Raw genomic sequence first — 24,730 nt, forward strand, 5'->3', positions numbered from 1 at the left:
CCGTTGGCAGAAAGAATAACTTTATAGCCATTTGCAGATAATGTTATTTCGAGTAACCTGCGAATCTGCTTTTCGTCATCAATGACCAAAATTGTTTCATTGTCTTTCATCGTCTTGTTCCTGTAGGTTTTTAATATCGGGAATTTCAGTTGGAATATTTATTACAAACCGGGCACCCCCGGATTGTCGGTTTTCAATGGCAATACTGCCTCCATGCGCTTCCACAAAACCTTTGGCTATGGACAACCCCAGGCCTAAACCGCCGGTTTTACTTTCATCAACCCGGAAAAACTTTTTAAATACATTTTTAAGCTCATTTTCAGGAAATCCGGGTCCGTTGTCAGTAACTTCCATTCTCATCATTCCGCCGGCAAAACCAACAGAAAGAGTTATTTCTGAAGTAGGAGGCGCATACTGTGTAGAATTTATTAACAGATTGTACAGCACCTGTTCCATCAGGCCAAAATCAATTTTCACCAGAGGCATATCATGCTGTACATTAATTTTCAGTGCAAATGGTTTCAGCTCTTCCTTCAGGTCGTCGGCCACTTTATTTACCAGGTCGTTTATGTCGTACCAGTCTAACCTGGCTGAAATATGCCCGCTTTCGAGCCGTGAAATATTCAGTAAATTTTCAATTAACCGGTTAAGCCGGAGCGAAGCTGTAAAAATCTCGGTGCACAAAGCCGATTGCATATTTTCCGAATCGGAGGAATTTATAATGGAATCGGAAGCGCCCATTATTGTGGCAACCGGAATTCTTAATTCGTGTGAAATGGAATTGAACAAAGTTTTGTACAACCTGTCCGATTCATCTAAAAACCTTACCCGTTGGGCCATTTCACCCAAAAATTCACGTTCAAGTGCGTTGGAAATCTGAACCAAAAAAGTATCCCAGTAGGTTTTTTGGTCACCCGCAAATGCTTCATTCAGTTTTACAACAACCACACCCGGACTTATGCGGGTACCGGTAAGCGGGAAAATGGTTAAATCAATTCCCATAGAGTTTGTGGTAAAAGCACCCGCTTTTTGCGAATGGTTGAAAACCCACTCAGCAACGTTGTATTCTGCAGGAATAAGTTTTTTATATTTCTGTAACCGCCCGGCATTATTCAGCTTGTTTTCTCCATCCTGAAGAATAAAAAATGAATCAACCTGAAAGTTGTTTTTAATTTCCCGGATGGCTACCTTCAACACTTCTTCCATACCGCTGGCTTTCGAAAGTTCTTTGGTTAGCTGAAACAGGGCATTGGTTCGTTTTTCCCTATCGCGCACCAGTTTTTCCTGGTTCCGCACTCTTGTGGTTAATACCCCGTTAACCAGGGCAATGATAAAAAAGAGGCCAAAAATCAGGATATCCTCTGTTTTTTCAATATGAAAAGTGAATTGAGGAGGAATAAAAAAGAAGTTCCAGAAAATGGCACTCAGGGTAGAGGCCAGCAATACCGGGCCCGTTCCCATGAAAGTAGCCAGAATTGAAACAATAAAAAGCAGAATAAATGAAACCACATGGTAATTTTGAGTATTGGCCAGAGGAGTGCAAATCAGTGCTGTTCCTCCGGTAATTACTACCGCAAGCACATAGTGATTAATTTTTTGGGATTTTAAAATATCTGTTTTTAATTTCATTTCTTCCTGTCTTTTAACCGGGTAATCATCCTTCAAATGTAATTATAGCAGCAATGAAATGGTTATTCCCTCCAAAAATTTCTTGTAAATAAAATCAGCACAGTATAAATTTCCAATCTTCCCAAAATCATAAGCACTGACATGGTAAGCTTCGCCACATCAGACAAATGTGCAAAGTTGGAAGCAGGCCCGACCGTGCCAATACCCGGGCCAATTCCGGCCATGGCAGTGGCAGCAGAACTTGCAGCTGTTTTTCCATCCAAACCTGTTAAGCATAAAATAATTGTTCCTGCCAGAAATACTATCAGGTAGGTTGAAAAATAAGTTAAAATGGTTTTGTTTGTCGTTTCGCTCAATTTATTTCCATTTAGTTTTATTGGAAATACTGCTCTGGGGTAAAAAGATTCTTTAAAAAACCTGCCCAGATTTTTGATAAAAAGCAGATGACGCGCCATTTTTATCCCTCCGGCAGTAGAACCGGTACTTCCTCCCAGAAACATGGCAAAGAAAATAATTAACCACCCAAAAACCGGCCATTGTAAATAATCGGCAGTGGCATAACCTGTGCAGGTTACAATGGAAATAACCTGAAAAAACGAATCCCTGAATGACTTTTCAAAACTGATTCCGGTTTTGGTATATAAAACAACGGTAATTACTGCACCGATAAATAATGTTATCAGAAGATAAAATTTTACCTCCTCGTTTTCCTTTACTTTTTTGAATTCCCTTTTCAGTAAATAATAATGAATGATAAAATTCATTCCTGACAACAGCATAAAAACCATCACAACATACTGAATAAATGGAGAATATCCTCCAATGCTTGTGTTTTTGGGCGAAAATCCTCCGGTGGCTATTGTTCCTAAAGCATGGCAAACACTTTCAAACAGATTCATACCTCCTGCAAGCAACAACACTGTTTCTGTGGCAGTTAGGAAAATGTAAATGAACAGCAAACGCTGACCAACCGATTTTATCCGGGGTTGAATTTTATCCTGAAACGAAGACTCAAGCGTAAACAACTGATAGCCGCCTTCGTGCAATGAAGGCATAACCACAATAAACAATACAATAATACCTATCCCGCCAATCCAATGGGTTAAACTACGCCAAAACAAAATGGATTTGGGCAGAACTTCAATATCAGTTAAAATGGACGAACCGGTTGTTGTAAAACCGGAAACAGATTCGAAAAAGGCATCCACAAACCAGGGGATACCTCCTGAAATAATATATGGCAAACTGCCTGTAAGACTTATATAAAACCATGCCAGGGAAACCGAAAAAAAAGCATCTTTTCGATGAATCGAATCATCATCGCTTTTTTCTTTGAATAAAAAAAACAAAACAACACCCACTAATGCTGTTATAAAAGAAGTATATAAAAAAGGTTTGGCATTTTCAGAGAAAACAAAAGCAATACCCGCAGATAACAATAGCGAAACTGTTACAATAAATGAAATTCTGCTTAGTATTTTAAATATTTGCCTGAAATTAAGAACCTGGCTCATTTCGCATTTTTTGTCAAATAAAATTCTCAGACAAAGTTGGTGTCGATTTCATAAACACTGCATAAAAAAAGGGATGAGGAGCATAAAGATTTTATAAAGATTCCTGTAATTGCTACTAACGCAGAAGTTGTTTAATATTCGCCTAATCTGATGCAAGTCTGGCAAAATCTGGAACATTTCATTCTGGATATTTAAAAAAAACAACAACTAAAGTTAAATCCCTCACTGGTTAATGTGAAAATATCTCACATTCAATTATCTGAATTTCAACTAATATTGCGTACTTTATTGAAGGTTATAAAATTTGGTTATGAAAGTAATTATTGGAATTTTTATCATGCTCCACGGATTGGTTCACCTCTTTTATTTTGCACACAGTAAAAGAATTTTCGAGCTTCGCCCTGGTTTTGAATGGCCGGATAACTCCTGGGTTTTGGCAAAATTCATGGGAACAGATACAATCAGAACTATTGCCTCTTTGATGTGCATTCTGGTTGCAGCGGCATTTGCAATTTCTGGAATCGCTTACATAACAAACGAAGTTTGGACGCTCAAACTCATTCAAATCTCAGCAATTCTTTCCACTGTAATATTCATTTTATTTTGGGATGGCCGGTTAATAAAACTGGATAACCAGGGAGCAATTGCCATTATCATCAATATTTCTATTTGGTTTGTTGTAAGCTTGCTGCAATAACCAAAGTTGAAAAAACCGGTGTAAAAACCCAGTAATATTACCTATTCTTTTGTAAAACAATTTTCCGTAACTTGTATTCCAGTGCCCCGCAATTAAACCGGCTGTTGCCGGTTACCAACAAAAGGGTGGCCCCCGGGTTACCCTTTTTTTATGAAATAAATTGAGATTTTCAGTTATTTCACTGTCCATTCATGCAATCCGGCGGAATATTCATCCGAGAGCTGAACCTCCAGTTTTAACGCATTGGTGGTAACGGGTGCAAAAACAATCCGGTTCAACTCGTCTTCCATCATCGGATAAGGTGTTTCAGCATCCACTTCCACCCAGTTTTGCCCGCTTCTGTAATACAGTTTGTACCACTCAGGCAAATCGCAACCTCCGTTGGGAATATCTTTCAGCCAATACATGCCACACTCAGAAACCCTTGCAGGTTGTGCAAAATTGTAAACAATCCAGTGATTTTCTCCGGTAGCCGGCCACCAGTGATAAACCGTATGGCTTTTATCAGCCGAATTTTTGGGCAGAAGCTGATCGTTAATTCCCTGCAGGGCATTGGTTACATGCGAAGCTTCAATATGACTTTCAGAAGCTATGGTTGGCACAGGTTTTTGCCGGGTGGCTTCTTCAGAAACGGGTATCCACACCATCATCTGGCCTTTTCCGCGGTGAGCCCAGGCATAGTATGGAATGGCAGTGAAATTACGCGGATAAACCTCTCCCCTGTCTGGTCCTTCACCTTTTCTAAGAACAGATGCATGGCCTGAAATTACGTTCATTCCATCCAGTTTTCCGGGAGAATATCCGAATGAAAGGTTTTCATTTTCGACCAAAAACAAATCGAAAATATAGGGATCTTCGTAATCGGGCCATTCGGCACAATACACCAGCGGACCAAGTTGCAACGCCATTTTCTCACGGTCGTCTTCAATGTTGGGATGTGCCTTAATTTTTCGTATTTCATAGGGAAAATTTACCTCAACTTTATCTCCCGGCTCCCAACTTCTGGAAAGAACTACGTACCCGTTTTTGATCTCAGTAGAAATTTCGGCACCATTAATTTTAAATATTGGCAAAGCAGACGGTTTATTCATAAACTCATACAAATCGCCCGGAACCGGATTTTCAGCAGCCCAACCCGGAATACGAACATACAAATTAGCTTTGGTTTCCTTTTCCGGCTCAATAGTAATGGAGATATGGCCATTCCATGGCATGTTGCTTTCCTGCGTCAGTTTAATGTTACCTTTCGTCGTTTCGAATGTGGTTGAACCCGAAACAAAAAGGTTAACATACAAATCGTTTTCCTTTTGAGCGTAAATGTAATTGGGCATAGACGGAATAAACCGCGAAATATTCGACGGGCAGCAGGCGCACCCGAACCACTCGCTACGTTCGTGTTGCCCATTTGATTGTAGCGGATTGGGATAAAAAAACCGGTCGCCACTGAGTGAAACTCCCGACAGCACATTGTTGTAAAGCGAACGTTCCAAAACGTCGATGTATTTGGCATCGCCGGTCATCAAAAACATCCGGTGGTTCCAGAACACGTTGGCGATGGCAGCGCAGGTTTCGCAATACGCTTTTTCGTTGGGCAATTCATACGATCCGCCAAATCCTTCGTGGCCGCCCTCAGCTCCAATTCCTCCTGTTATGTAAAGTTTTTTGTAAACCACATCTTCCCATATTTTTGAAATGGCTTCGATGTAAGCCTGGTCTCCGTTAAGCGCTGCCACATCGGCCATGCCGGTCCACATGTAAGCTGCACGGACCGAGTGCCCCACTGCTTCGGTTTGTTCAACAACCGGCAGGTGCGACTGATTGTAGGTATTTTTTTCTCCAATACCTTTTCCGCGGATATCGAGAAAAAATTTAGCCAGATCGAGGTATTTTTTTTCTCCGGTTACCCTGTAAAGTTTTGCCAGGCCAATTTCAATTTCCTGATGCCCGGGCCAGTTTTCAATTTTACCGTAACCAAAATCACGGTCAACCAAATCGGCGCTTTTTATAGCAATATCCAGAATTTTGCGTTTCCCGGTGGCCTGGTAGTACGCGGTGGCCGCTTCGTAAAAATGACCCAGGTTATAAAGTTCGTGGCTTAAATCATCCACATTTTCCCAACGCTCAGTCCCAATCCACGCATGCCCGCTGTCGCCCATAATGGTGCGGTTGGTAAACAAGTACCCGTCATCTTCCTGCGCTTCGCCGATAAGATAAATGAGCGAGTCGATGGTTTTTTCGAGTTTTGGATCAGGAAACATTTGCAACGAGTAAGCTGCCCCTTCAATAATTTTGTAAATATCAGAATCATCAAACGGGAAAGGCGAACAAAAAACGCCTTCCTGTAATCCGCCGGCAATGGCAAAATTATCGATACGTCCGGTTTCATCGCTTTTCTGGATGGCGATGGGAATGGTTACATCGTGGTTGGTTTTTATGCGTTTCGACCAGAAATCGTCGTCAACTGTCACCTTTGTAAAAGGCACAGGAGAAATGAGGTATTCGTTGGTTCCTTTTCTTTTACAAGAGAAAAGAAACAAGGCAAAAATTGAAAGCAGAAGAAGGTTTCGCATGGTTTTTCATTTTTGAAATCGCAATCAAAATTAATAAATTAATCTTTGTGAAGTTTAGTGTCTTGGTGTATTTGTGGCAAAAGGAAAAATGCTACCAAAGCACAAAATTACTAAGAAACACAAAAATCCAATATTTCAATTATATTTAAAATTCACTGAAAATCAGTATTGAAAAATTCAGCTTGATTCAGCACCTGCGATTTCCATCTATTTCTTCAAAATAAACTTCATAAATTTTCCCATCAGCCAGCGTAATTTTTGCTCCCATTGTAGAAAAAACCGGCGTAACTTCCATTATTTCAAAATTTTTAATTGGTGAAAGTTCTTCGGGTGTCCACTTCGAATTGTCGGTTTTGTGCAACATTACCGTAATCATAATTTCCATGGCGGGGTTTTTTGCCAGCCGCTTTTTTCGGGTAAAAAGCACAGTGCTTTCATCGGCTTCAGCATTACGGTTTTCATGAACCAAACAATCAACCTCATCCCAACCGGTGTAATTGATCAACGCTACCCGGCGCCCTTTAATGGCTGCTGTTATAACCTTTTTATTGCCTTCAGCAAATTGATTCACCACAGCTTTTTCGCCTTTGATGTGTGGCAATCCAAAGTGACCCAATGTAAGTTCGTGCTCGAATGCCAGCCGGGTGCGGTCCACCCGGATTACACCACCCGGAATAATAATGTCAGCCAAATCGATGATATAACCCACTCCGTTATTCGGCGGTTTACGCATTATCGCCTGACGGTAAATCACACCATCTTTAACTCCGTTAAAAACCATACTCTGCGAGATGGAAAAAGTCCGGTTTTTTTCTGCGCTGTTGTCCACTTTCAGCCCGGTTAAATAAAAATTAATATCATCGCCCCGAACATCACGCGGATCCCAGCTTCTAAAACTATATTCCATGGACGTTCCGCCTGCAGGATTGTGATCTTCCCAGGGGAAATGTGTATTGTAAATTAATTTGGAATAATTGGGATCGTCGTAATATACTTTTCCCGGAATGATTTCCGAAGCTCCCGATTTTCCGTGGTTGGCCAGAACCAGCCCGGGATGTTTAAGCACCGTTGTTTTTGAATTTTCACCCAATTCTTCCCAGAATCCCTCGTTTTCGCGGGCAGTCCAAAAGGGCGAATCTTCTGGCAATGCCAGACAAATAAACGGTAGAAACATTAAAAACGGACTGGCCGGACAACTGTAGTTTTGTACCATGTATTCCTTTTGCCCGTAAAAACCGAGACTGGGGATTTCGTTATGGTAAAACTCTTCGCGAGTTACAAACTGCAATAAAGATCCGGTACAGAGGCGTCGTGCAAAACCTGCGTCGATTAAAGGGTCTTCCTTTAGCATAAATGCAACCGGGAATGCCCCCGAAACCCAGGTGCGGTAGCAAATACTTCGCGACCACATGTTAATGTACCCGTCGCGACCAAAAAAACTGGTGATGGATTCCATCAGCTTTTTCGCCGATCGTTCAATAATTTCTGCAATTTCAGGATAATATTCATCGCCAAAAGTGCGGCACCAAATAGTGGTGTAAACAATAAACAAACTAATGGAATAATAATTATAAGTTTGCTCCAGGTACCAGCCATTACCGGAGTGGTAGGAAGCCACCCACAGCAAATGGCTTTTCAGCAGTTCATCATCAATTTCGTAACCATATTTTTTCAGAAAAGAAAGTGTGACTATATTGAAAATCCGCCAGTTATTTTGGGTGGTTCGGTGGTGTGCCCATTTTGAGATGGTAACTACCATTTCATTTTTTTGTTCCTCAGTATAGGTTGTCCAAAGTGTTTCGGGCATCAGCAGCAGCGTCTTAAACAGGCCACCAAATTCGCAGGTAAACTGGTAAGTTGAATCGGGTAAATCTTCGGGCAAGGGCAACGAATTTTTATGGCCCCGAGTTAGTGCATTATACAACTGCAAACTGTAATAATCCCGCAGTTTAATCCCTTTGATTTCCACTTCCGGATCGACGTGAATTAGCGGCCCGGCTAAAGTAAACGTCCGTTCAAGCGCCTCAAATTCCAGCGAACGCCAGCGCCAGTCGGGATCGTCGGGTTGAGGGTAGGTTTTCCCTGGAACGGGTGGAAATGTTAGCGGATCCTCTATCGAGTTGATATGGGTAAAAGCCCTTTCGAGCAGGTATTTTGCCATTTCAATGTAGTGCTGCCGGGTCATTCCGGTTAACGGACTTAAATTAAAATCGGGATTTTCAACTTCGAATGCTTTTTTCATGCCTTTACAATTCAATTTGGAATTACAAAGGTTACGAATGAAACCCAATTTTGTTTAATAAAGAATTAACAAGAACTTATACTATTTTAGCAAGATGATGATTCAAACAAGCTGAAATACATCAGACTTGATTAAATCGAATAAAAAAACGTGCTGAAAACGTGATTGAAAGTTGTGATTCAAAATTTTATTGGGAAGATTGTAACTTTTTATACCTCGCAGGCGGTCAGTGTTAATCAGCAGCCAGTAATAGTTTAACCTCCGCTTTTGGTAATGCCGCAATTTCTCATCCTTTTTGTAAATCGCTTCTCTGATGTCGGCCACAACATCATCGGAAACGCCCAGATTGTTGGAGCGTTCCCAAAAAGAAACCAGCAGTTCAGGATGGTGTACAATTAAAAGAGCGTCAAGACCTTCAGGCAAAACCTCAGATTCAAAAGATTCTCTGAAAAATGAATTGGGGTGTTTGGCTGCAACGGCCTTGCGAATAATGTTTGTCAATTGTGCAGAAACCGGAAGTTCTCTCTCTTCCGGTATAAGTTTGTTTTCTGAAAAAAGGAATTTTACAAATAATTTCAAAGAGGAATTTTCTTCAAACAGAAATCTGGCCGTTTCAATTATTTTTTTCCTGGTACTGTTTTTCAGAAGTTCCATTTCGTCTGGCAACCTCGCATTCAAAGGATTTAAACGGGTAAGTTCTATACCCAGATTGTTCCTGCTTTTCAGGGTCAGAATAAAATCGGGTGATTCAGAAGGAACCAGTTTCCCCCTCGGAAAACCGGAATAACATTCCCTGAAATAGTGCATCAGTAAAATTTCCAACTGCTTCTTTTCCGGTTGCATAAAACCAATTTTCCCGAAATTTAAAAAGAATTTGATTTTCGAAGTTGAAAATAAAGCCAAAAACAAAAACTGGCATTTTGCCAATCATAATCATTTAGAAAACGAATCAGGGGTTTTCAGAGGTCAATTTTCGTCTGATGTATTTTGTTTAGAAGAACCCCAATTCCAAACGGGCTTCTTCGCTCATCATCGATTTATCCCAGGGCGGGTCGAAGGTGAGGTCAACGTTTACGTTTTCAATGCCTTCTACAGCACGGGCAGCCTGGGTAATATCGTCCATTAGTATGTCAACCACGGGGCAGCCGGGTGCTGTCAGCGTCATCACAATGTTGGCGTTGTTTTTATCGTCCACATCCACGTTGTAAATCAATCCCAAATCATATACATTTACCGGTATCTCCGGGTCGTAAACCTCTTTCAGGTTTTCGATTATCTGGTCTATTCTTTTGTCCATTTCTATTCCTCCTTCTTATTTTTCCAACCTGTCATAAGCAACAGCATACAGCCTGATTTGTTTTACCATGGCAAGCAGTCCGTTAGCCCTTGTGGGCGAAAGGTGCTGTTTCAATCCCAGGTCATCTATAAAGTGCATTTCGTTTTCAAGAATTTCTTTTGGTTTTCTTCCCGAAACCACCCGCAACAGCAACGCAACCAAACCTTTAACAATTACCGCATCGCTTTCTCCCCTGAATTGAATCTGCCCGTTTTCCTTTTCGGCCACCAGCCAAACCCGCGACTGGCATCCTTTTATCAGGTTCTGGTCGTTTTTATCCTTCGGGTCGAGCGGCTCCAGCTCGTTTCCCAACTCAATCAGATAGGCATATTTATCCATCCAGTCTTCGTAAACTGAAAACTCGTCAATTATCTCTTGCTGAACTTCTTCAATCGTCATTTTTTCAAAAGTGAAATTAAGGATACAAATGTCGGAAATTTTTGTGTCTACACAAATTTCTGATGTTCAAATTGCAGAAAAGTTACCCTTGTTTTAAGCCGGACTTTTCAATTTTTTTTTGGCCATTTTCCGTGCAAGGATGCTGATGTAAAACAACTGGTAACTATGATAAATCATGATGGGCAACAGGAAAATTCCGGCTCCGCTGATGCCACCGAACAACACACTGGCAAACACCGAACCATGCACCAGCGATTTTTTGGTGCCTGCAAACTGGAGTGTGATGCGGTCTTCGCGCGTAAAATGCAACTTTTTCGCTGTCCATCCGGTGAAATTCAAAACAATAAAAAAGAGCAGAACAACGGCCAGAGAAAGCCCGCCCAACGCCAGCCAGCTTACCGAAGTGAAGATTCCCGACATGAACGAACGGCTGAACGATTCGTAAACAATCAGCAAAATAATGATTTTATCGAATGCCGCCAGTTTAGGCAGATGACGGGTTATCCAACGCACAAAATACCGGTGAAGCAACAGGCCAGCAACCACAGGTACAATAATTTGGGTGATAAGCTGAACCAGTACATGCGAAAAGTCGAAACCCTCTTCAGCGCCCGTCAGGAATAGTCCCATCCAAAACGGGGTCATCAAAATGCCGATGATACCTGAAATGCTTGCGTTGAAAATGGCGCCGGGAATGTTACCGCCTGCAATGGAAACCATGACCACCGATGATGAAACCGTGGATGGCAATGCAGCCAGAAAAAACATTCCAATCCAGAACATTTCGAGGTTCGTGCCTTCCAGCAAAGGATAAAACGGCAAAATGAGTAGCGGAAACAACAGGAAAGTGGTGAGTTGAATGGCTACGTGCATTTTCCAGTTGCTCATGCCGGCTTTCAGTTTGGCCGGGTCGAGTTTCAAACCGTAAAAGAAAAAAATAAGAATAACCCCAATGTCAATAACCAATCCCAAATGAACCGGTTGCAAATCCATGCCAATGCCGGGTTTTAGCCAGGCAATTAAAATCATCAGGAACAAGCCGGAAATAAACCAGTCTGGAATATATTTTTTCATCTTAAGTCAACATTTGCACCACTTTGTTCAGCGCCTGCATAAAACGGTCGATTTCCTCTTTCGTGTTGTACAGGCCAAACGATGCCCGCACGGTTCCGGGAATATCGTAATGCTTCATCAGCGGGTCGGCGCAATGGTGACCGGTACGCACGGCAACGCCCGTTTTGTCGAGCATGGTGCCCAAATCATACGGATGAATTCCGGCAATATTAAACGAAATAACTCCCGATTTTTTTGGTGCCTCCCCGTAAATGCGTAAGCCTTCAATTTCTTTTAGTTGTGAAGTGGCATAAGAAAGCAGCTCCTGTTCCCAAGCCGAAATGTTTTCCAAACCGGTTTCCCGGAGCAAATCGATGGCCGCGCCAAAAGCAATCACTCCGGTGATGTTTGGCGTTCCCGCTTCAAACTTAAAAGGTATTTCGCTGAACGTAGTTTTTTCGAATGAAACTTCGGCAATCATTTCTCCGCCACCCTGGTAGGGAGGCATCTGTTCCAGCCATTTCCGTTTCCCGTAAAGTACGCCCACGCCGTTGGGACCGTACATTTTGTGGGCCGAAAAAGCATAGAAATCGGCATCCAGCGCCTGCACATCCACCGGAATGTGTTGCACCGCCTGCGCTCCGTCCACAAAAACCGGAACATTTCGTTTGTGTGCTGTTTCAATGATTTGTGCCACCGGGTTAATCGTTCCCAACACGTTGGAAACGTGGGCCACGGCAATCAGTTTGGTTTTCGATGAAATGAGTTCCGTCAGCAGGCCGGTTTGCAACTCGCCCGACTCCGAAATGGGCAGTTTTTTAATTTTAGCTCCTTTTGCTAATGCAATTAGTTGCCAGGGCACAATGTTGGAGTGGTGCTCCATTTCGGAAACAATGATTTCGCTTCCGGGTTTCAGGAATTGCTCGCCAAACGATGCCGCCACCAGGTTGGCGCTTTCGGTGGTTCCTTTGGTAAAAATGATTTCCTCCCGACTTTCGGCGTTAATGAATTCCTTCACCTTGTCGCGCACCGCTTCAAATTCCACCGTGGCTTTGTCGGCCATGTAGTGCGCTGCCCGGTGAATGTTTCCGTAGTAATCATTTTGCAATCGCTCCTGCGCCATCAAAACCTGAACGGGTTTCTGAGTAGAGGCCGCATTGTCGAAATAAATGAGCGGTTTGCCGTAAACTTCCTGTTTCAGCACCGGGAAATAACTTCGTATTTTGTGGACGTCGTAATTCATCTTCCAAATATTTACAGGTGATAAAGGTAGAAAAACCGTTTCAAAAAAAAGAAACCCGCAATTTCCAACTTTTAAAGGAATATTGCGGGTGAATATCTGAGCAGCACATTACGTGCTAACATTCACAATTATAGGCACATTCGTGGCAGCGGGCCACTTCGCCTTTCAGCCGTTTGTCCACCAGTTCGTCGATGCGGTCGCGCAACGGCTCTACCGAAATACGCTGTACCACTTCGTGGGCAAAGGCATTCATCATCATCAAACGGGCTTTGCTTTCTTCTATTCCGCGGGCACGGAGATAGAATAAAGCTTCCTCGTCAATTTGGCCCACGGTTGCACCATGGCTGCATTTTACATCATCGGCATCGATAATAAGCTGCGGTTTGGTTTGCATAGTGGCTTTGTCGGTGAGCAACAGGTTGTTGTTCCGCTGGAACGCGTTGGTTTTCTGGGCATCGCGTACCACATGAATTCGACCCGAAAAGGCTCCGGTAGAATCGTCGTCGAGTACATTTTTGTAAACCTGGTTGCTCAGACAGTGCGGTTTTGCGTGAATCACCTGGGTGAAATTATCCACATGCTGTTTCTTATCGATAAATGCCATTCCGAAAAGGTTGGCTTCGGCATTTTCACCGTCGAGGATAAATTTCAAATTGTTGCGTATTAACCCGCCGTGCAGCGATGAGTAAAGTGTGGTTGCTCTGGAATCTCTTTCCTGATGAATAAACACCGAATTCAGGCTGGTGGTGCTGTTGTGCTGATTCTGCAGGGTGTAATACTCAAAGTTTGCATTGGCGCCCACAAAAACCTCAGTTACTGAATTGTTGAGGTATTTATTCAGGTTAAGGGTGTGGTCGCACGAAATGATTTTCACATCGGCGCCTTCCTCCACATAAATGAAATTCCGCTGTGTAACAAACGCATCCTGATTGGCCTTCAAAAAGTTAATCAACTGAATGGGCTTTTCAATCACCGTATTTTTCGGCACATACAGAAAATAGCCATCTTTGGCGAAGGCTGTGTTCAGCGCCACCAGCGGGTCATCGCCTGTATTGGCCAGCGATGCGTATTTTATCAGGAGTTCGGGTTTTTCATGAGCCATTTTTTCCAGGCTTTCCAGAATAACTCCTTTGGGAAGCTGTCCTACCTGCTGGTTGTTTTCGTAATACCAACCGTTAAAAATAAAAGCCAGGTGGGTGTCCAGTTGTGGCACATCACACCGGAAAACGGCATTTAAATCCACTTTGGCCGGTTCGCGCCGGTGAATAAACCGGTATTCCGGGAAAAACTGCGGCTGCAGGTTGGTATATTTGTAATTTTCATTTTTCCGCGTGGGAATTCCCTGCATTACAAAGTCCTGAAAAGCCTTGTTGCGCGGTGTATTCAGCACATCGGCCGAATCCTCGCGCAGACTTTCCTTCACCTCGTTGTAATGCGCGGTGTATTTTAAGGATAAATCTGCTTTTTCTACCAGTACACTCATGTTAATTTCCGTTTTCTTGTTTAATCCAGTCGTACCCTTTTTCTTCCAGTTGAATAGCCAGTTCCTTGCCAGCCGATTTTACAATTTTTCCCTGGTACAGCACGTGCACGTAATCGGGAATGATGTACTCGAGCAAACGCTGGTAATGGGTAACAACAATGGTTGCATTTTCGGGCGTGCGCAAGGCATTTACCCCGTGTGCAACAGTTTTCAGCGCGTCAATGTCGAGCCCGGAGTCGGTTTCATCTAAAATGGCCAGTTTGGGTTCCAGCAGCGCCATCTGGAAAATTTCGTTTTTCTTTTTTTCACCTCCGGAAAAGCCTTCGTTTACCGAGCGGTTGGTGAGTTGGGCGTGCATTTCCACCATCTCCATTTTTTCGCGCATGAACTTTAAAAATTCACCGGCAGTCAGTTCTTTTTCATCGCGGTGTTTGCGGTGTTCGTTCACGGCTGTTTTCAGGAAATTCACCATTGGAACACCCGGAATTTCAACCGGATACTGAAAACTCAGGAAAAGCCCGGCTTTGGCCCGGTCTTCGGGCGCCATTTCCAGCAGGTCTTCACCCATGTAAGTTATTTCGCCATGGGTTACTTCATATTCTTCCTTTCCGGCAATCACATTGGCCAGCGTACTTTTGCCCGACCCGTTTGGTCCCATAATGGCATGAATTTCACCGGGTTTTACTTCAAGGTTGATTCCTTTCAGAATTTCGTTTCCTTCTACGGAAACATATAAGTCTTTAATTGATAACATTTTTAGTACTGAGATTTTGAGTAATGAGTACAATGACCATTACTCGTATTTAACATTGATTTTTTGTTATTTCATTTCCGGATTTTTAACCAACACTTCCCTCGAGGCTGATTTGCAGCAGCTTTTGCGCTTCAACAGCAAATTCCATGGGCAGCTTGTTCAGCACTTCCTTGGCATAACCGTTCACAATCATGCCAATGGCTTTTTCTGTGTCAATGCCACGCTGGTTGCAATAGAAAATCTGGTCTTCCCCGATTTTTGACGTGGTAGCCTCGTGTTCCACAATGGACGATTTGTTACCCACTTCAATATACGGAAACGTGTGCGCACCGCAGGTATCGTTCAGCAGCAGCGAGTCGCACTGCGAAAAGTTGCGCGAGTTGGTAGCTCCTGGTAATACTTTCACCAGTCCGCGGTACGAGTTATCGCTTTTCCCTGCGGAAATCCCTTTTGAAATAATGGTGCTTTTGGTGTTTTTCCCAATGTGAATCATTTTTGAACCCGTATCGGCTTGCTGATGGTTGTTGGTCACCGCCACCGAGTTAAATTCACCCACCGAGTTGTCACCCAACAGAATACAGCTTGGGTATTTCCAGGTGATGGCCGAACCGGTTTCCACCTGCGTCCAGCTTATTTTGGATGAAACTCCGCGGCAAACCCCACGTTTGGTTACGAAGTTGTAAACCCCGCCCTTTCCGTTTTTGTCGCCGGGATACCAGTTCTGAACGGTCGAGTATTTCACTTCGGCACGGTCGAGCGCAATGATTTCCACCACGGCCGCGTGAAGCTGGTTTTCGTCGCGCATGGGAGCGGTGCAACCTTCCAGATAACTCACGTAGCTGTCATTGTCGGCTACAATCAGTGTGCGTTCAAACTGTCCGGTATTGGCCGAATTTATTCTGAAATAGGTGGAGAGTTCCATGGGGCAACGTACGCCTTCGGGAATATAACAAAACGAACCGTCGCTGAAAACAGCCGAGTTGAGCGCTGCAAAAAAGTTGTCGGCCACAGGAACAGATTGTCCGAGGTATTTTCTTACCAAATCGGGGTGCTCTTGCAACGCCTCACTGAATGAACAGAAAATGATGCCCTGCTCAGCCAAAACTTCCTTGAAGGTTGTTTTTACTGAAACGCTGTCGATTACAGCATCTACAGCCACGCCGGCCAAATGTTTCTGTTCTTCCAGCGGAATGCCCAGCTTGTTGAAAGTTTCCAGCAATTCGGGGTCCACTTCATCGAGGCTCTCGTATTGTGGCTTTTTCTTTGGCGCCGCATAATAGCTGATGCTTTGAAAATCGATGGGTGGCACCTTCAGGTAAGCCCAGTTGGGCATTTTCATCTTTTGCCACTTTCTAAAAGCATCCAGCCTGAATTCGAGCATAAAATCAGGCTCCTTTTTTTTCTCCCAAATGGTACGGACCACATCCTCGTTCAAACCTATATCAATGATGTCGGTTTCAATGTCGGAAAAAAAGCCGTACTTATATTCGCTTTGCGTTACTTCCGCTAATATTTTATCCTGGTCTGTCATTTTTTTAACGTGTTTTGAATAAACAACAAACGTTTATCCAGACTGTTTACAAATAAATTGCAAAGATATAAAAGTATGGGTAATTTTGTCCCGGAAAGAATTGATTAAAACACCATTTTGTCTTTTATTAACAATGAGCAAAGAAAAGAAACAAACAAGAATTTCGGAGATAGGTGAATTTGGCCTGATTGACCGGCTGACACAACATATTCAGTTAAAAAACAAGAGTACGTTAAAAGGCGTGGGCGACGATGCCGCAGTGCTTGATTACGGTGACAAATGCGTGGTGTTTTCCACCGATTTGCTTACTGAAGGTGTACATTTTAACCTGATGTATGTTCCGCTGAAACATTTGGGGTACAAATCGGTGATTGTAAACCTGTCGGATATTTACGCCATGAATGCCCGTCCGAAACAAATTACCGTGAATTTGGCTTTGTCGAATAAGTTTTCGGTGGAAGCGGTGGAGGAGTTGTATTCCGGCATTTACCTGGCCTGCGAAAACTACGGGGTAGATTTGGTGGGCGGCGATACCACCAGTTCGCTCACGGGGCTGACCATCAGCATCAGCGCACTGGGCGAAGCCCGGCCGGAAGAACTGGTTTACCGCAACGGCGCTAAACCGGGCGATTTGCTTTGCGTTTCGGGTGATTTGGGCGGTGCGTACATGGGCCTCCAGCTTCTGGAGCGGGAAAATGAAGTGTTTAAAGTGAATCCGAACGAACAACCAAAACTTGATGGATACGATTACATTTTGGGCCGGCAACTAAAACCCGAAGCCCGAGGCGATGTGGTGAATGCCTTCGAAAAGCTGAAAATAAAACCCACTTCCATGATTGACATTTCCGACGGACTCTCCTCTGAAATTCTGCACCTGTGCAAAAACTCCAAAGTAGGTTGCAATTTATTTGAAGAAAAAGTGCCCATGGATTTACAAACCAAAAAAATGGCCGAAGAGTTGAACATCAATCCGTTGGTAGCCGCTCTAAACGGCGGTGAAGATTACGAACTGCTTTTCACCCTATCGCCAGATGACGTCGAAAAACTCAAAAACGACCCCGATTTTACGATCATTGGCGAAATTATCGAAGCTTCTGGAGGAGCAAATTTGATGACTACTGGCGGTACGAAAATAGAGTTGCAGGCGCAGGGATGGGAGCATGGAAATTCTTTATAAAAAGCAACTGTTTTATTTTTTCACAATCCAATCCCCACATGTACACCCACTGAAAAATGGGTGTCTTCTTTGTCGATTCCAAAACCGGCCATGGGGCCAATGTGGAATTTACCCACATTAAATTCGTAAACAGCTTCGGTGTGAAATGCCGGCTTCGTTTCATTTTCTCCGTCATGCTCACTGAAAATAATCCCAGGGCCTACGTTGAGCGACAAATGCTTCAGCGGATGATAATTTACCAGCAGGTTTAATCCGTTGTGTTTGTGTTCGTCAAAAATGGTTTCATAACCAAGTCCCAGTCCCCAGCGGTTTTGATGCCCAAACTGACGGATAAAATGCAGGTGAGCGCCTGGGGCAAAACCAGACTCACCTTTTAAATATGCGACCGTTCCGCCCACTCCAATGTGGTATTTATGCAAATCGGTGTGCTCATGATTATGGTGATTATGGTTATTCTGCGCTGAAACAAAAAATGAAAACAGCAGGAAAATGCTGAATAATATGGTACGTGTCATAATTTGAAATAAATCAATTATCCATTCTTCAAAATCGGAATTGAATTTGAAACCGGATTTGTTTAAATTTTATTTAAAAGGAAAGCTTAAAAATAAAGCCAGAGAATAAATTAATCTGGATAATACCCCCGGATGATTCCTCGTTTCGAATCTTTAACAAAGAGCAACACTTCGTCACGTTCCTGGGTGGCCGGCATTTCGGCTTCAATTATTTCCACTGCCTGGGCGTTGTTCAACCCTTTTTGGTAAATGTAGCGGTAAATGTCCTGAATCTCCCTGATTTTTTCGTTGGAGTAATTTCTGCGCCGCAGCCCAATGGAGTTTATCCCAACATAGGAAAGCGGTTCACGGCCAGCCTTAATAAAAGGCGGTACATCTTTACGCACAAGCGATCCGCCTGCAATCATAACGTGAGAACCGATGTGGCAAAACTGGTGTATTCCGGTCATTCCCGAAATAATGGCCCAATCGTCAACAACCACTTCCCCGGCCAGTTGGGTGTTGTTTCCCAAAATAACGGCGTTCCCAACCTTGCAGTCGTGGGCAATGTGCACATACGCCATAATCAGGTTGTTGTTTCCCACCACAGTTTTTCCTTTTGAAGCTGTGCCACGGTTAACAGTCACATATTCACGTATGGTATTATTATCGCCAATTTCAACGGTTGTGTATTCGCCCCTGAATTTAAGATCCTGCGGAATGGCGCCAATAACTGCTCCCGGAAATATTTTGCAGTTTTTACCAATTCTTGTGCCTGCCAGTATGGTTACGCTGGAACCAATGTGGGTTCCTTCGCCAATTTCTACATCTCTATCAATGGATACAAAAGGTTCAATTACAACATTTTCTGCAACTTTTGCATCGGGATGAACATAAGCCAGTGGTTGTTTCATAATGCTATTCTGATTCTGGATTAATTATCATTTTGTTTTACAATCTGGGCCATAAATTCACCTTCAGCAACAATTTTACTGCCCACGTAAGTTACTCCTTTCATGGTAGCTATGCCTCGTCTGATGGGTGAAGTTAATGTAACCTTAAAAATAAGTGTATCGCCGGGTACTACCTTTTTGCGGAACTTTACATTGTCTATTCTTATAAAATATGTTGAATATTTTCCTTCGAGTTTGCAAAGAACAAGCAAACCGCCGGTTTGAGCCATTGCTTCGATAAGTAATACGCCGGGCATAACAGGTTCGTCAGGGAAATGTCCCTGGAAAAATGGTTCGTTATGGGTAACGTTTTTTATTCCAATTACTTCCGATTCGGTAAAGGATAAAATTTTATCCACCATTAAAAACGGATAGCGGTGAGGTAAATATTCTTTTATTTGAACAGTGTCCATTAATGGGGTGGCCTCGGGATCGTATTCCGGCGCACCGGTCTGGGTTTTTTTCCAGGCATCTTTTAACGCCTGGGCAAAAATGGTATTGGGTCTGTGTCCTGGTTTTGAAGCGATAATCCGGCCTTTGATACGTTTTCCGCAAAGTGCCAAATCCCCGATTACATCGAGCAGTTTGTGTCGTGCACACTCATTATCGAAATGCAATTCAAGGTTGTTCAAAATTCCCTGTGGTTTCACTTCCACACGGTCGTGGTGAAAAAGTTCTGCCAGGCGATCGAGTTCTTCCTGGCTTACTCCCTTGTCAATTATTACAATGGCATTATTCAGTTCGCCACCTTTTATCAGGTTGTTATTCAGCAAAAATTCCAGTTCGTGTAAAAACACGAAGGTTCGGCAATTTGCAATTTCGGTTTTAAAGTCACCGATAGATTCCAAGGTGGCGTACTGGTTGTTTAGCACCCTCGATTTAAATGAAATGGTAAGGTTCAAACGGTAATCGTCATCAGGTAGGGCAACAATATGGGAATCTGATATTTCGTCGTAAATTTCTATTTTTTCACTGATTTCGAAATATTCCCGTTCAGCATCCTGTTCAATCACGCCTGCTTTTTCAATGGCTTCCACAAAGTAACGTGAACTGCCATCCATAATTGGGGCTTCTTCGTTGTTCACCTCAATCAGTACATTGTCGAGGTCCATGCCAACAAGTGCAGCAAGTGCATGTTCAATGGTTCCAATGCGGGCGCCATCTTTTTCAAGCAATGTTCCCCGCGATGTATCTACCACCAAATCAACATCGGCGTCAATAATGGGTTGGTGTTCCAAATCGATACGCTTGAATTTAAATCCATGGTTTTCGGGAGCCGACAAAAAATTCATGGTTACAGTTACACCTGTGTGCAACCCTTTGCCTTCAATTTTAAATGAATTGGCTAATGTTTTTTGTTTTACCACCATTCCTGAAATTTACTTTGAACCGGCATTTTTTGCCTGTTTCAAGGATTCAACATCTTTTTGAAGCTGTATTAATTCTTCGCGGAGCTTTGGCAAGTTCCGGATAATGGTATATGTTTTAATTGCTTCTCTGTAATTTACTGCCGGCGAAGACAGTACAATTTCGTTATCTTTAATTGATTTGCTAACACCTGACTGGGCGCCAATCTGAACATTGTTGCCAATGGTTAGATGACCGGCAAGCCCAACCTGGCCGGCAAATTTGCAGTTTTTCCCTACTTTGGTAGTGCCTGCCATACCAGTTTGACCAGCAATTACGGTGTTTTCTCCAATATCGCAATTATGGGCAATCTGCACCAGGTTGTCAATTTTTGCTCCTTTGCGGATAATGGTAGAACCAAATGTTCCACAGTCAATTGCCGTGTTTGCGCCAATTTCCACATTCTCTTCAAGAATTACATTCCCTATTTGAGGGATTTTTTTGTAGGTGCCGTCTTCTTGCGGTGCAAACCCAAACCCGTCGGAACCAATTACAGATCCTGAGTGTAAAATGCAGTTGTTACCAATTACAGAATCGTCATAAACTTTAACACCTGCGTATAAAATACAATTTTCGCCAACACTAACATTGTTACCAAGAAATACCTGCGGAAATATTTTTGTGCCCTTTCCAACTTTGGAATTTCTTCCGATGCTGGTGAATGCTCCAATATACACATCGGTTCCAATGTTTGTGGTTTCGTGAATAGAAACGGGTGACTCAATTCCCTGGCGGGTGCTCTCTTTTGCCTGCATATATAAATCAAGTAACGAGGCAAAAGCCTGGTAGGCATCGTCAACTTTAATTAATGTAGCTTGTACTTCTGATTTAAGCTTAAACGTTCGGTTCACCAATACAATGGATGAACTTGTGTTGTAGATGTAATTTTCGTATTTCGGATTGGCCAGAAAAGAGAGTGTGCCAGGTTGCCCCTCCTCAATTTTCGAAACGCCAGACACTTTAACATTGCCGTCTCCAACCACTTCTCCGTTCAGAAACGAAGCAATGTCTGTAGCTTTAAATTCCATTCATCATTTTTTTTGCGATGCAAATATAGGTTTAAACTAATTAATGTCCAATTCTTTTGGATAACAGGTAAAATATTTCCTAACGGTTTTGGTTAAAACCGAGAGGTTTATGTCAGATGCTTTCCCCATATCTTTTACTTTCCCGTTTTTAAAAAGTATCTTAATATTTTCGGTATGCCGGTTGTAAGCGCTGTTTGTAATTTCACCTGACATGAGCAGATAGGAAGACAAATTTTTATCGTTTGTAATCTGTTTTGTAATTTGATTTAACGTTTTTTCCATCCATTTTTTAGAAACCGGCCGGTCAGTGAGTTTTATTCTGAATAGTTGCCGGTTAATTAGATTTTGCGAAAGTTTCGAAAGAACCGGGTCGGAATGCGATTGCCACTCTTTTACCGAAGATAAAATATCGTTGTCGTCGAGCAATGCGTACCAGTCAAGTACATTTTTCCCGTGTACCAATATATTTTGAAAAAAATCAGCGTGCGAAAAATTATTATCCAGAAATAATTTCAGTGTGGGTGTGGTGAATAAATTTTCACCCTGTGCCCAAAGTTCTTTTGCCCTTTTTAATATATTAATCAAAAGGAATTCTGCTGAAACTACTGTTTTGTGAAGATAAACCTGCCAGTACATCAACCGGCGGGCAATCAGAAATTTTTCAATGGAATAAATTCCCTTGTAATCAACGGCCAGTTGGTCGTTCCAAACTGTTAACATTTTAATAATGCGGTCAATGCCCACAATTCCCTCAGCCACACCGGTAAAAAAGCTGTCGCGGCTTAGGTAATCCAGCCGGTCCATATCCAGTTGACTGGCAACCAACTGGTGCAAAAACTGTTTTTTGTATTGGTTTTTAAAAATCTTGATGGCCAGGTCCAGCTTTCCGTTAAATTGCCGGTTCAACTCGTTCATCATCAGCAGGGAAATGGTTTCGTGCGGAATTTCCACCAAAGTGTTTTCCAGAACATGCGAAAACGGGGCATGGCCGATGTCGTGGAGCAAAATAGCCACCGTAACTGCATCAGCTTCTTCTTCTGAAATCTCATGGCCTTTCAGCCGCAAAACCGAAATAGCCTGCCGCATTAAATGACTGGCGCCAAGTGCATGCTCAAACCGCGAATGATTGGCTCCCGGGTAAACCAGGTATGAAAGACCAAGCTGTTTTATACGCCGAAGTCGCTGCATATAAGGATGTTCAATCAGGTCGAATACCAGTTCCGACTGCAGATTGATGAACCCGAACACCGGGTCGTTAATTATTTTCTTCTTGTTTATAAAATAGTCAGTCACTTATTTTCTTTTATTCAAAGGCTAAAAATACAAAAGATTAATTAATTCGCTTTAAGGCATTTATCAACTCCTCAATTTTTTGTATTTAAGTAAGAAATTACTATTTTTGCGCAGATTTTTCAGAAAACCTGAAATAGGGGACCAGAGGTTCCCTATTTTGTTACTGGCAAATATGGTGAACAAGGCGAAAATAGAGGAACTGGTAAAGGAAAAGCTTGATAAAAAGGCTTTCCTTGTTGATGTGCAGGTAAGTGCGTCAAATGCCATCAAAGTGTTTGTTGACAGTTTCGACGGCCTTACCATCGACCGGTGTGTGGAAATCAGCCGGCATCTGGAAAGCAACCTCGACAGGGAGAAAGAAGATTTTGAATTGCAGGTTTCATCGCCGGGGTTAACTGAAAGTTTCAGGGTAAAAGAGCAGTACCTGAAAAACACCGGACGTGAATTGGAAATTGTAACTGCCGACGGAACAAAACGTATAGGCCTTTTAAAAGAAGTAAAACCTGAATTTATTTTGTTTGAAACTTCTGCCCGCGAAAAAGTGGAAGGAAATAAAAAGAAACAGTTGATTGTGAGAGAACATCAAATTGAATATAGCGACATTAAAAGCGCAAAAGTTGTAGTTTCATTTAAATAAAAAGAATAGCGATGGAAAATATTAACCTTATCGATACTTTTGCCGAGTTCAAGGAACTGAAGAACATTGACCGGGTGACCATGATGAGCGTACTCGAGGATGCTTTTCGAAGCGTGCTGATTAAACAGTACGGCTCCGACGAAAATTTCGATGTAATTATTAACATCGACAAAGGAGACTTTGAAATTTGGAGAAACCGCGAGGTGGTGGAAGACGATGAACTGGAAGATCCCAACCTGCAGATTTCACTCTCTGAAGCGCAAAAAATTGATTCCGATTACGAAGTTGGTGAAGATGTGACTGATGAGGTAAAACTGATTGATTTTGGCCGGCGTGCCATTTTAAATCTTCGTCAAAACCTGGCCAGTAAAATTATGGAACTGGAGAAAGACAATATTTATGGCAAATACAAAGACAAAATTGGCGACATCGTAACCGGTGAAGTTTATCAGGTTTGGAAAAAAGAAATTTTGATTCTGGATGACGAAGGCAATGAACTCATCCTTCCAAAACAGGAACAGATTCCATCAGACTATTTCCGCAAGGGAGATACCGTGCGGGCAATTGTTTATAAGGTGGAACTGCGAAACAACAATCCGCTTATTATTTTATCGCGTACAGCTCCGACTTTCCTCGAAAGGCTTTTCGAGCTTGAAATTCCTGAAATTTTTGACGGACTGATTACCATCAAAAAAATTGTGCGTGTACCGGGCGAACGAGCCAAAGTGGCTGTTGAATCATACGACGAACGAATTGACCCCGTTGGGGCATGTGTGGGAATGAAAGGTTCCCGTATTCATGGAATTGTTCGTGAGTTGAGGAATGAAAATATTGACGTAATTAATTTCTCTGCAAACACGCAGTTGTACATTAAACGTGCATTAAATCCGGCAAAAATCAACAACATTAAATTAAACGAACAAGACAAAAGGGCGGAGGTTTATCTGAAACCCGAAGAAGTTTCGCTGGCCATTGGGAAAGGTGGTCTGAACATCAGGCTGGCAAGCCAGTTAACAGGTTACGAAATTGATGTTTACCGCGAAATGGAAGAAGATGACGACGATGTGAACCTGGATGAATTTGCCGATGAAATTGAAGGTTGGGTTATTGATGCACTGAAGGGAATTGGTTGCGATACCGCCAAAAATGTATTGAACATTCCGCGGGATGAGCTGATTAAACGAACCGACCTGGAAGAAGAAACCATTGACGATGTACTGAAAGTGTTAAAGGCTGAATTTGAGTAACTAAAAATTAAACTTAATTTTAAACTACTCTTAAAGCTTTTGG

General features: G+C 42.6%; 21 protein-coding genes. 4 read left to right on the forward strand and 17 right to left on the reverse strand.

Annotated features, from left to right (window positions below):
* Window positions 1-96: 96 nt before the first annotated feature.
* Complete coding sequence (locus tag ACESMA_RS12420) at window positions 97-1,629, reverse strand: ATP-binding protein (RefSeq protein WP_372949150.1); 1,533 nt, start codon at window positions 1,627-1,629, stop codon at window positions 97-99.
* A 62-nt stretch (window positions 1,630-1,691) separates the two neighbouring features.
* On the reverse strand, window positions 1,692-3,143 hold the full coding sequence (locus tag ACESMA_RS12425; RefSeq protein ID WP_372949151.1) for a TrkH family potassium uptake protein: 1,452 nt from the start codon (window positions 3,141-3,143) through the stop codon (window positions 1,692-1,694).
* Window positions 3,144-3,453: 310 nt separating this feature from the next.
* On the opposite strand from ACESMA_RS12425, the gene ACESMA_RS12430 reads away from it, so the two are divergent.
* Window positions 3,454-3,840 (forward strand): hypothetical protein, encoded by a 387-nt coding sequence (locus ACESMA_RS12430; RefSeq protein ID WP_372949152.1) that lies wholly within the window; start codon window positions 3,454-3,456, stop codon window positions 3,838-3,840.
* Between the two features lie 173 nt (window positions 3,841-4,013).
* Here ACESMA_RS12430 and ACESMA_RS12435 read toward each other — a convergent pair whose 3' ends face one another.
* The 10 genes from ACESMA_RS12435 to sufB form a co-directional block, all read right to left on the reverse strand.
* Entirely contained in the window at window positions 4,014-6,410 is a 2,397-nt protein-coding gene (locus ACESMA_RS12435) for a glycoside hydrolase family 127 protein (RefSeq protein ID WP_372949153.1), read from the reverse strand.
* Between the two features lie 187 nt (window positions 6,411-6,597).
* Entirely contained in the window at window positions 6,598-8,652 is a 2,055-nt protein-coding gene (locus tag ACESMA_RS12440) for a DUF2264 domain-containing protein (protein ID WP_372949154.1), read from the reverse strand.
* Window positions 8,653-8,754: 102 nt separating this feature from the next.
* Window positions 8,755-9,495 carry a hypothetical protein gene (locus ACESMA_RS12445; protein WP_372949155.1) on the reverse strand — a complete coding sequence of 247 codons (741 nt, stop codon included), beginning with the start codon at window positions 9,493-9,495 and terminating at the stop codon, window positions 8,755-8,757.
* 148 nt (window positions 9,496-9,643) lie between these two features.
* On the reverse strand, window positions 9,644-9,949 hold the full coding sequence (locus ACESMA_RS12450) for a metal-sulfur cluster assembly factor (protein WP_372949156.1): 306 nt from the start codon (window positions 9,947-9,949) through the stop codon (window positions 9,644-9,646).
* A 15-nt stretch (window positions 9,950-9,964) separates the two neighbouring features.
* Window positions 9,965-10,387, reverse strand: coding sequence for a SufE family protein (locus ACESMA_RS12455; RefSeq protein ID WP_372949157.1), 423 nt, complete (start codon window positions 10,385-10,387; stop codon window positions 9,965-9,967).
* Window positions 10,388-10,480: 93 nt separating this feature from the next.
* Window positions 10,481-11,461 (reverse strand): bile acid:sodium symporter family protein, encoded by a 981-nt coding sequence (locus ACESMA_RS12460; protein WP_372949158.1) that lies wholly within the window; start codon window positions 11,459-11,461, stop codon window positions 10,481-10,483.
* 1 nt (window position 11,462) lies between these two features.
* On the reverse strand, window positions 11,463-12,683 hold the full coding sequence (locus tag ACESMA_RS12465) for an aminotransferase class V-fold PLP-dependent enzyme (protein ID WP_372949159.1): 1,221 nt from the start codon (window positions 12,681-12,683) through the stop codon (window positions 11,463-11,465).
* Window positions 12,684-12,798: 115 nt separating this feature from the next.
* A complete protein-coding gene (gene sufD / locus ACESMA_RS12470) occupies window positions 12,799-14,166 on the reverse strand; it encodes a Fe-S cluster assembly protein SufD (protein WP_372949160.1) in 1,368 nt (455 codons plus the stop codon).
* Between the two features lies 1 nt (window position 14,167).
* A complete protein-coding gene (gene sufC, locus ACESMA_RS12475; RefSeq protein WP_372949161.1) occupies window positions 14,168-14,920 on the reverse strand; it encodes a Fe-S cluster assembly ATPase SufC in 753 nt (250 codons plus the stop codon).
* An 85-nt stretch (window positions 14,921-15,005) separates the two neighbouring features.
* The gene (gene sufB / locus ACESMA_RS12480) at window positions 15,006-16,451 is read right to left on the reverse strand and encodes a Fe-S cluster assembly protein SufB (RefSeq protein WP_372949162.1); all 1,446 of its coding nucleotides are present in this window, start codon (window positions 16,449-16,451) and stop codon (window positions 15,006-15,008) included.
* Window positions 16,452-16,584: 133 nt separating this feature from the next.
* Here sufB and thiL point away from each other — a divergent pair, with 133 nt between their 5' ends.
* Entirely contained in the window at window positions 16,585-17,628 is a 1,044-nt protein-coding gene (gene thiL, locus ACESMA_RS12485) for a thiamine-phosphate kinase (RefSeq protein WP_372949163.1), read from the forward strand.
* A 20-nt stretch (window positions 17,629-17,648) separates the two neighbouring features.
* Here thiL and ACESMA_RS12490 read toward each other — a convergent pair whose 3' ends face one another.
* From ACESMA_RS12490 to ACESMA_RS12510, 5 genes are all read right to left on the reverse strand, one after another.
* Window positions 17,649-18,143, reverse strand: coding sequence for a hypothetical protein (locus ACESMA_RS12490; protein ID WP_372949164.1), 495 nt, complete (start codon window positions 18,141-18,143; stop codon window positions 17,649-17,651).
* Between the two features lie 110 nt (window positions 18,144-18,253).
* Window positions 18,254-19,036 (reverse strand): acyl-ACP--UDP-N-acetylglucosamine O-acyltransferase, encoded by a 783-nt coding sequence (gene lpxA / locus ACESMA_RS12495; RefSeq protein ID WP_372949165.1) that lies wholly within the window; start codon window positions 19,034-19,036, stop codon window positions 18,254-18,256.
* Window positions 19,037-19,056: 20 nt separating this feature from the next.
* A complete protein-coding gene (locus ACESMA_RS12500; RefSeq protein ID WP_372949166.1) occupies window positions 19,057-20,445 on the reverse strand; it encodes a bifunctional UDP-3-O-[3-hydroxymyristoyl] N-acetylglucosamine deacetylase/3-hydroxyacyl-ACP dehydratase in 1,389 nt (462 codons plus the stop codon).
* A 9-nt stretch (window positions 20,446-20,454) separates the two neighbouring features.
* On the reverse strand, window positions 20,455-21,510 hold the full coding sequence (gene lpxD / locus ACESMA_RS12505; protein WP_372949167.1) for a UDP-3-O-(3-hydroxymyristoyl)glucosamine N-acyltransferase: 1,056 nt from the start codon (window positions 21,508-21,510) through the stop codon (window positions 20,455-20,457).
* 36 nt (window positions 21,511-21,546) lie between these two features.
* Window positions 21,547-22,803 carry an HD domain-containing protein gene (locus tag ACESMA_RS12510; protein WP_372949168.1) on the reverse strand — a complete coding sequence of 419 codons (1,257 nt, stop codon included), beginning with the start codon at window positions 22,801-22,803 and terminating at the stop codon, window positions 21,547-21,549.
* A 172-nt stretch (window positions 22,804-22,975) separates the two neighbouring features.
* Here ACESMA_RS12510 and rimP point away from each other — a divergent pair, with 172 nt between their 5' ends.
* Both rimP and nusA read left to right on the forward strand, forming a co-directional pair.
* Window positions 22,976-23,440, forward strand: a complete 465-nt coding sequence (rimP, locus tag ACESMA_RS12515; RefSeq protein ID WP_372949169.1) for a ribosome assembly cofactor RimP — start codon at window positions 22,976-22,978, stop codon at window positions 23,438-23,440.
* A gap of 11 nt (window positions 23,441-23,451) precedes the next feature.
* On the forward strand, window positions 23,452-24,687 hold the full coding sequence (gene nusA, locus ACESMA_RS12520; protein WP_372949170.1) for a transcription termination factor NusA: 1,236 nt from the start codon (window positions 23,452-23,454) through the stop codon (window positions 24,685-24,687).
* The last annotated feature ends 43 nt before the right edge of the window (window positions 24,688-24,730 follow it).

It is taken from the genome of Mariniphaga sp. (assembly GCF_041687215.1).
Classification (GTDB): Bacteria; Bacteroidota; Bacteroidia; order Bacteroidales; family Prolixibacteraceae; genus Mariniphaga.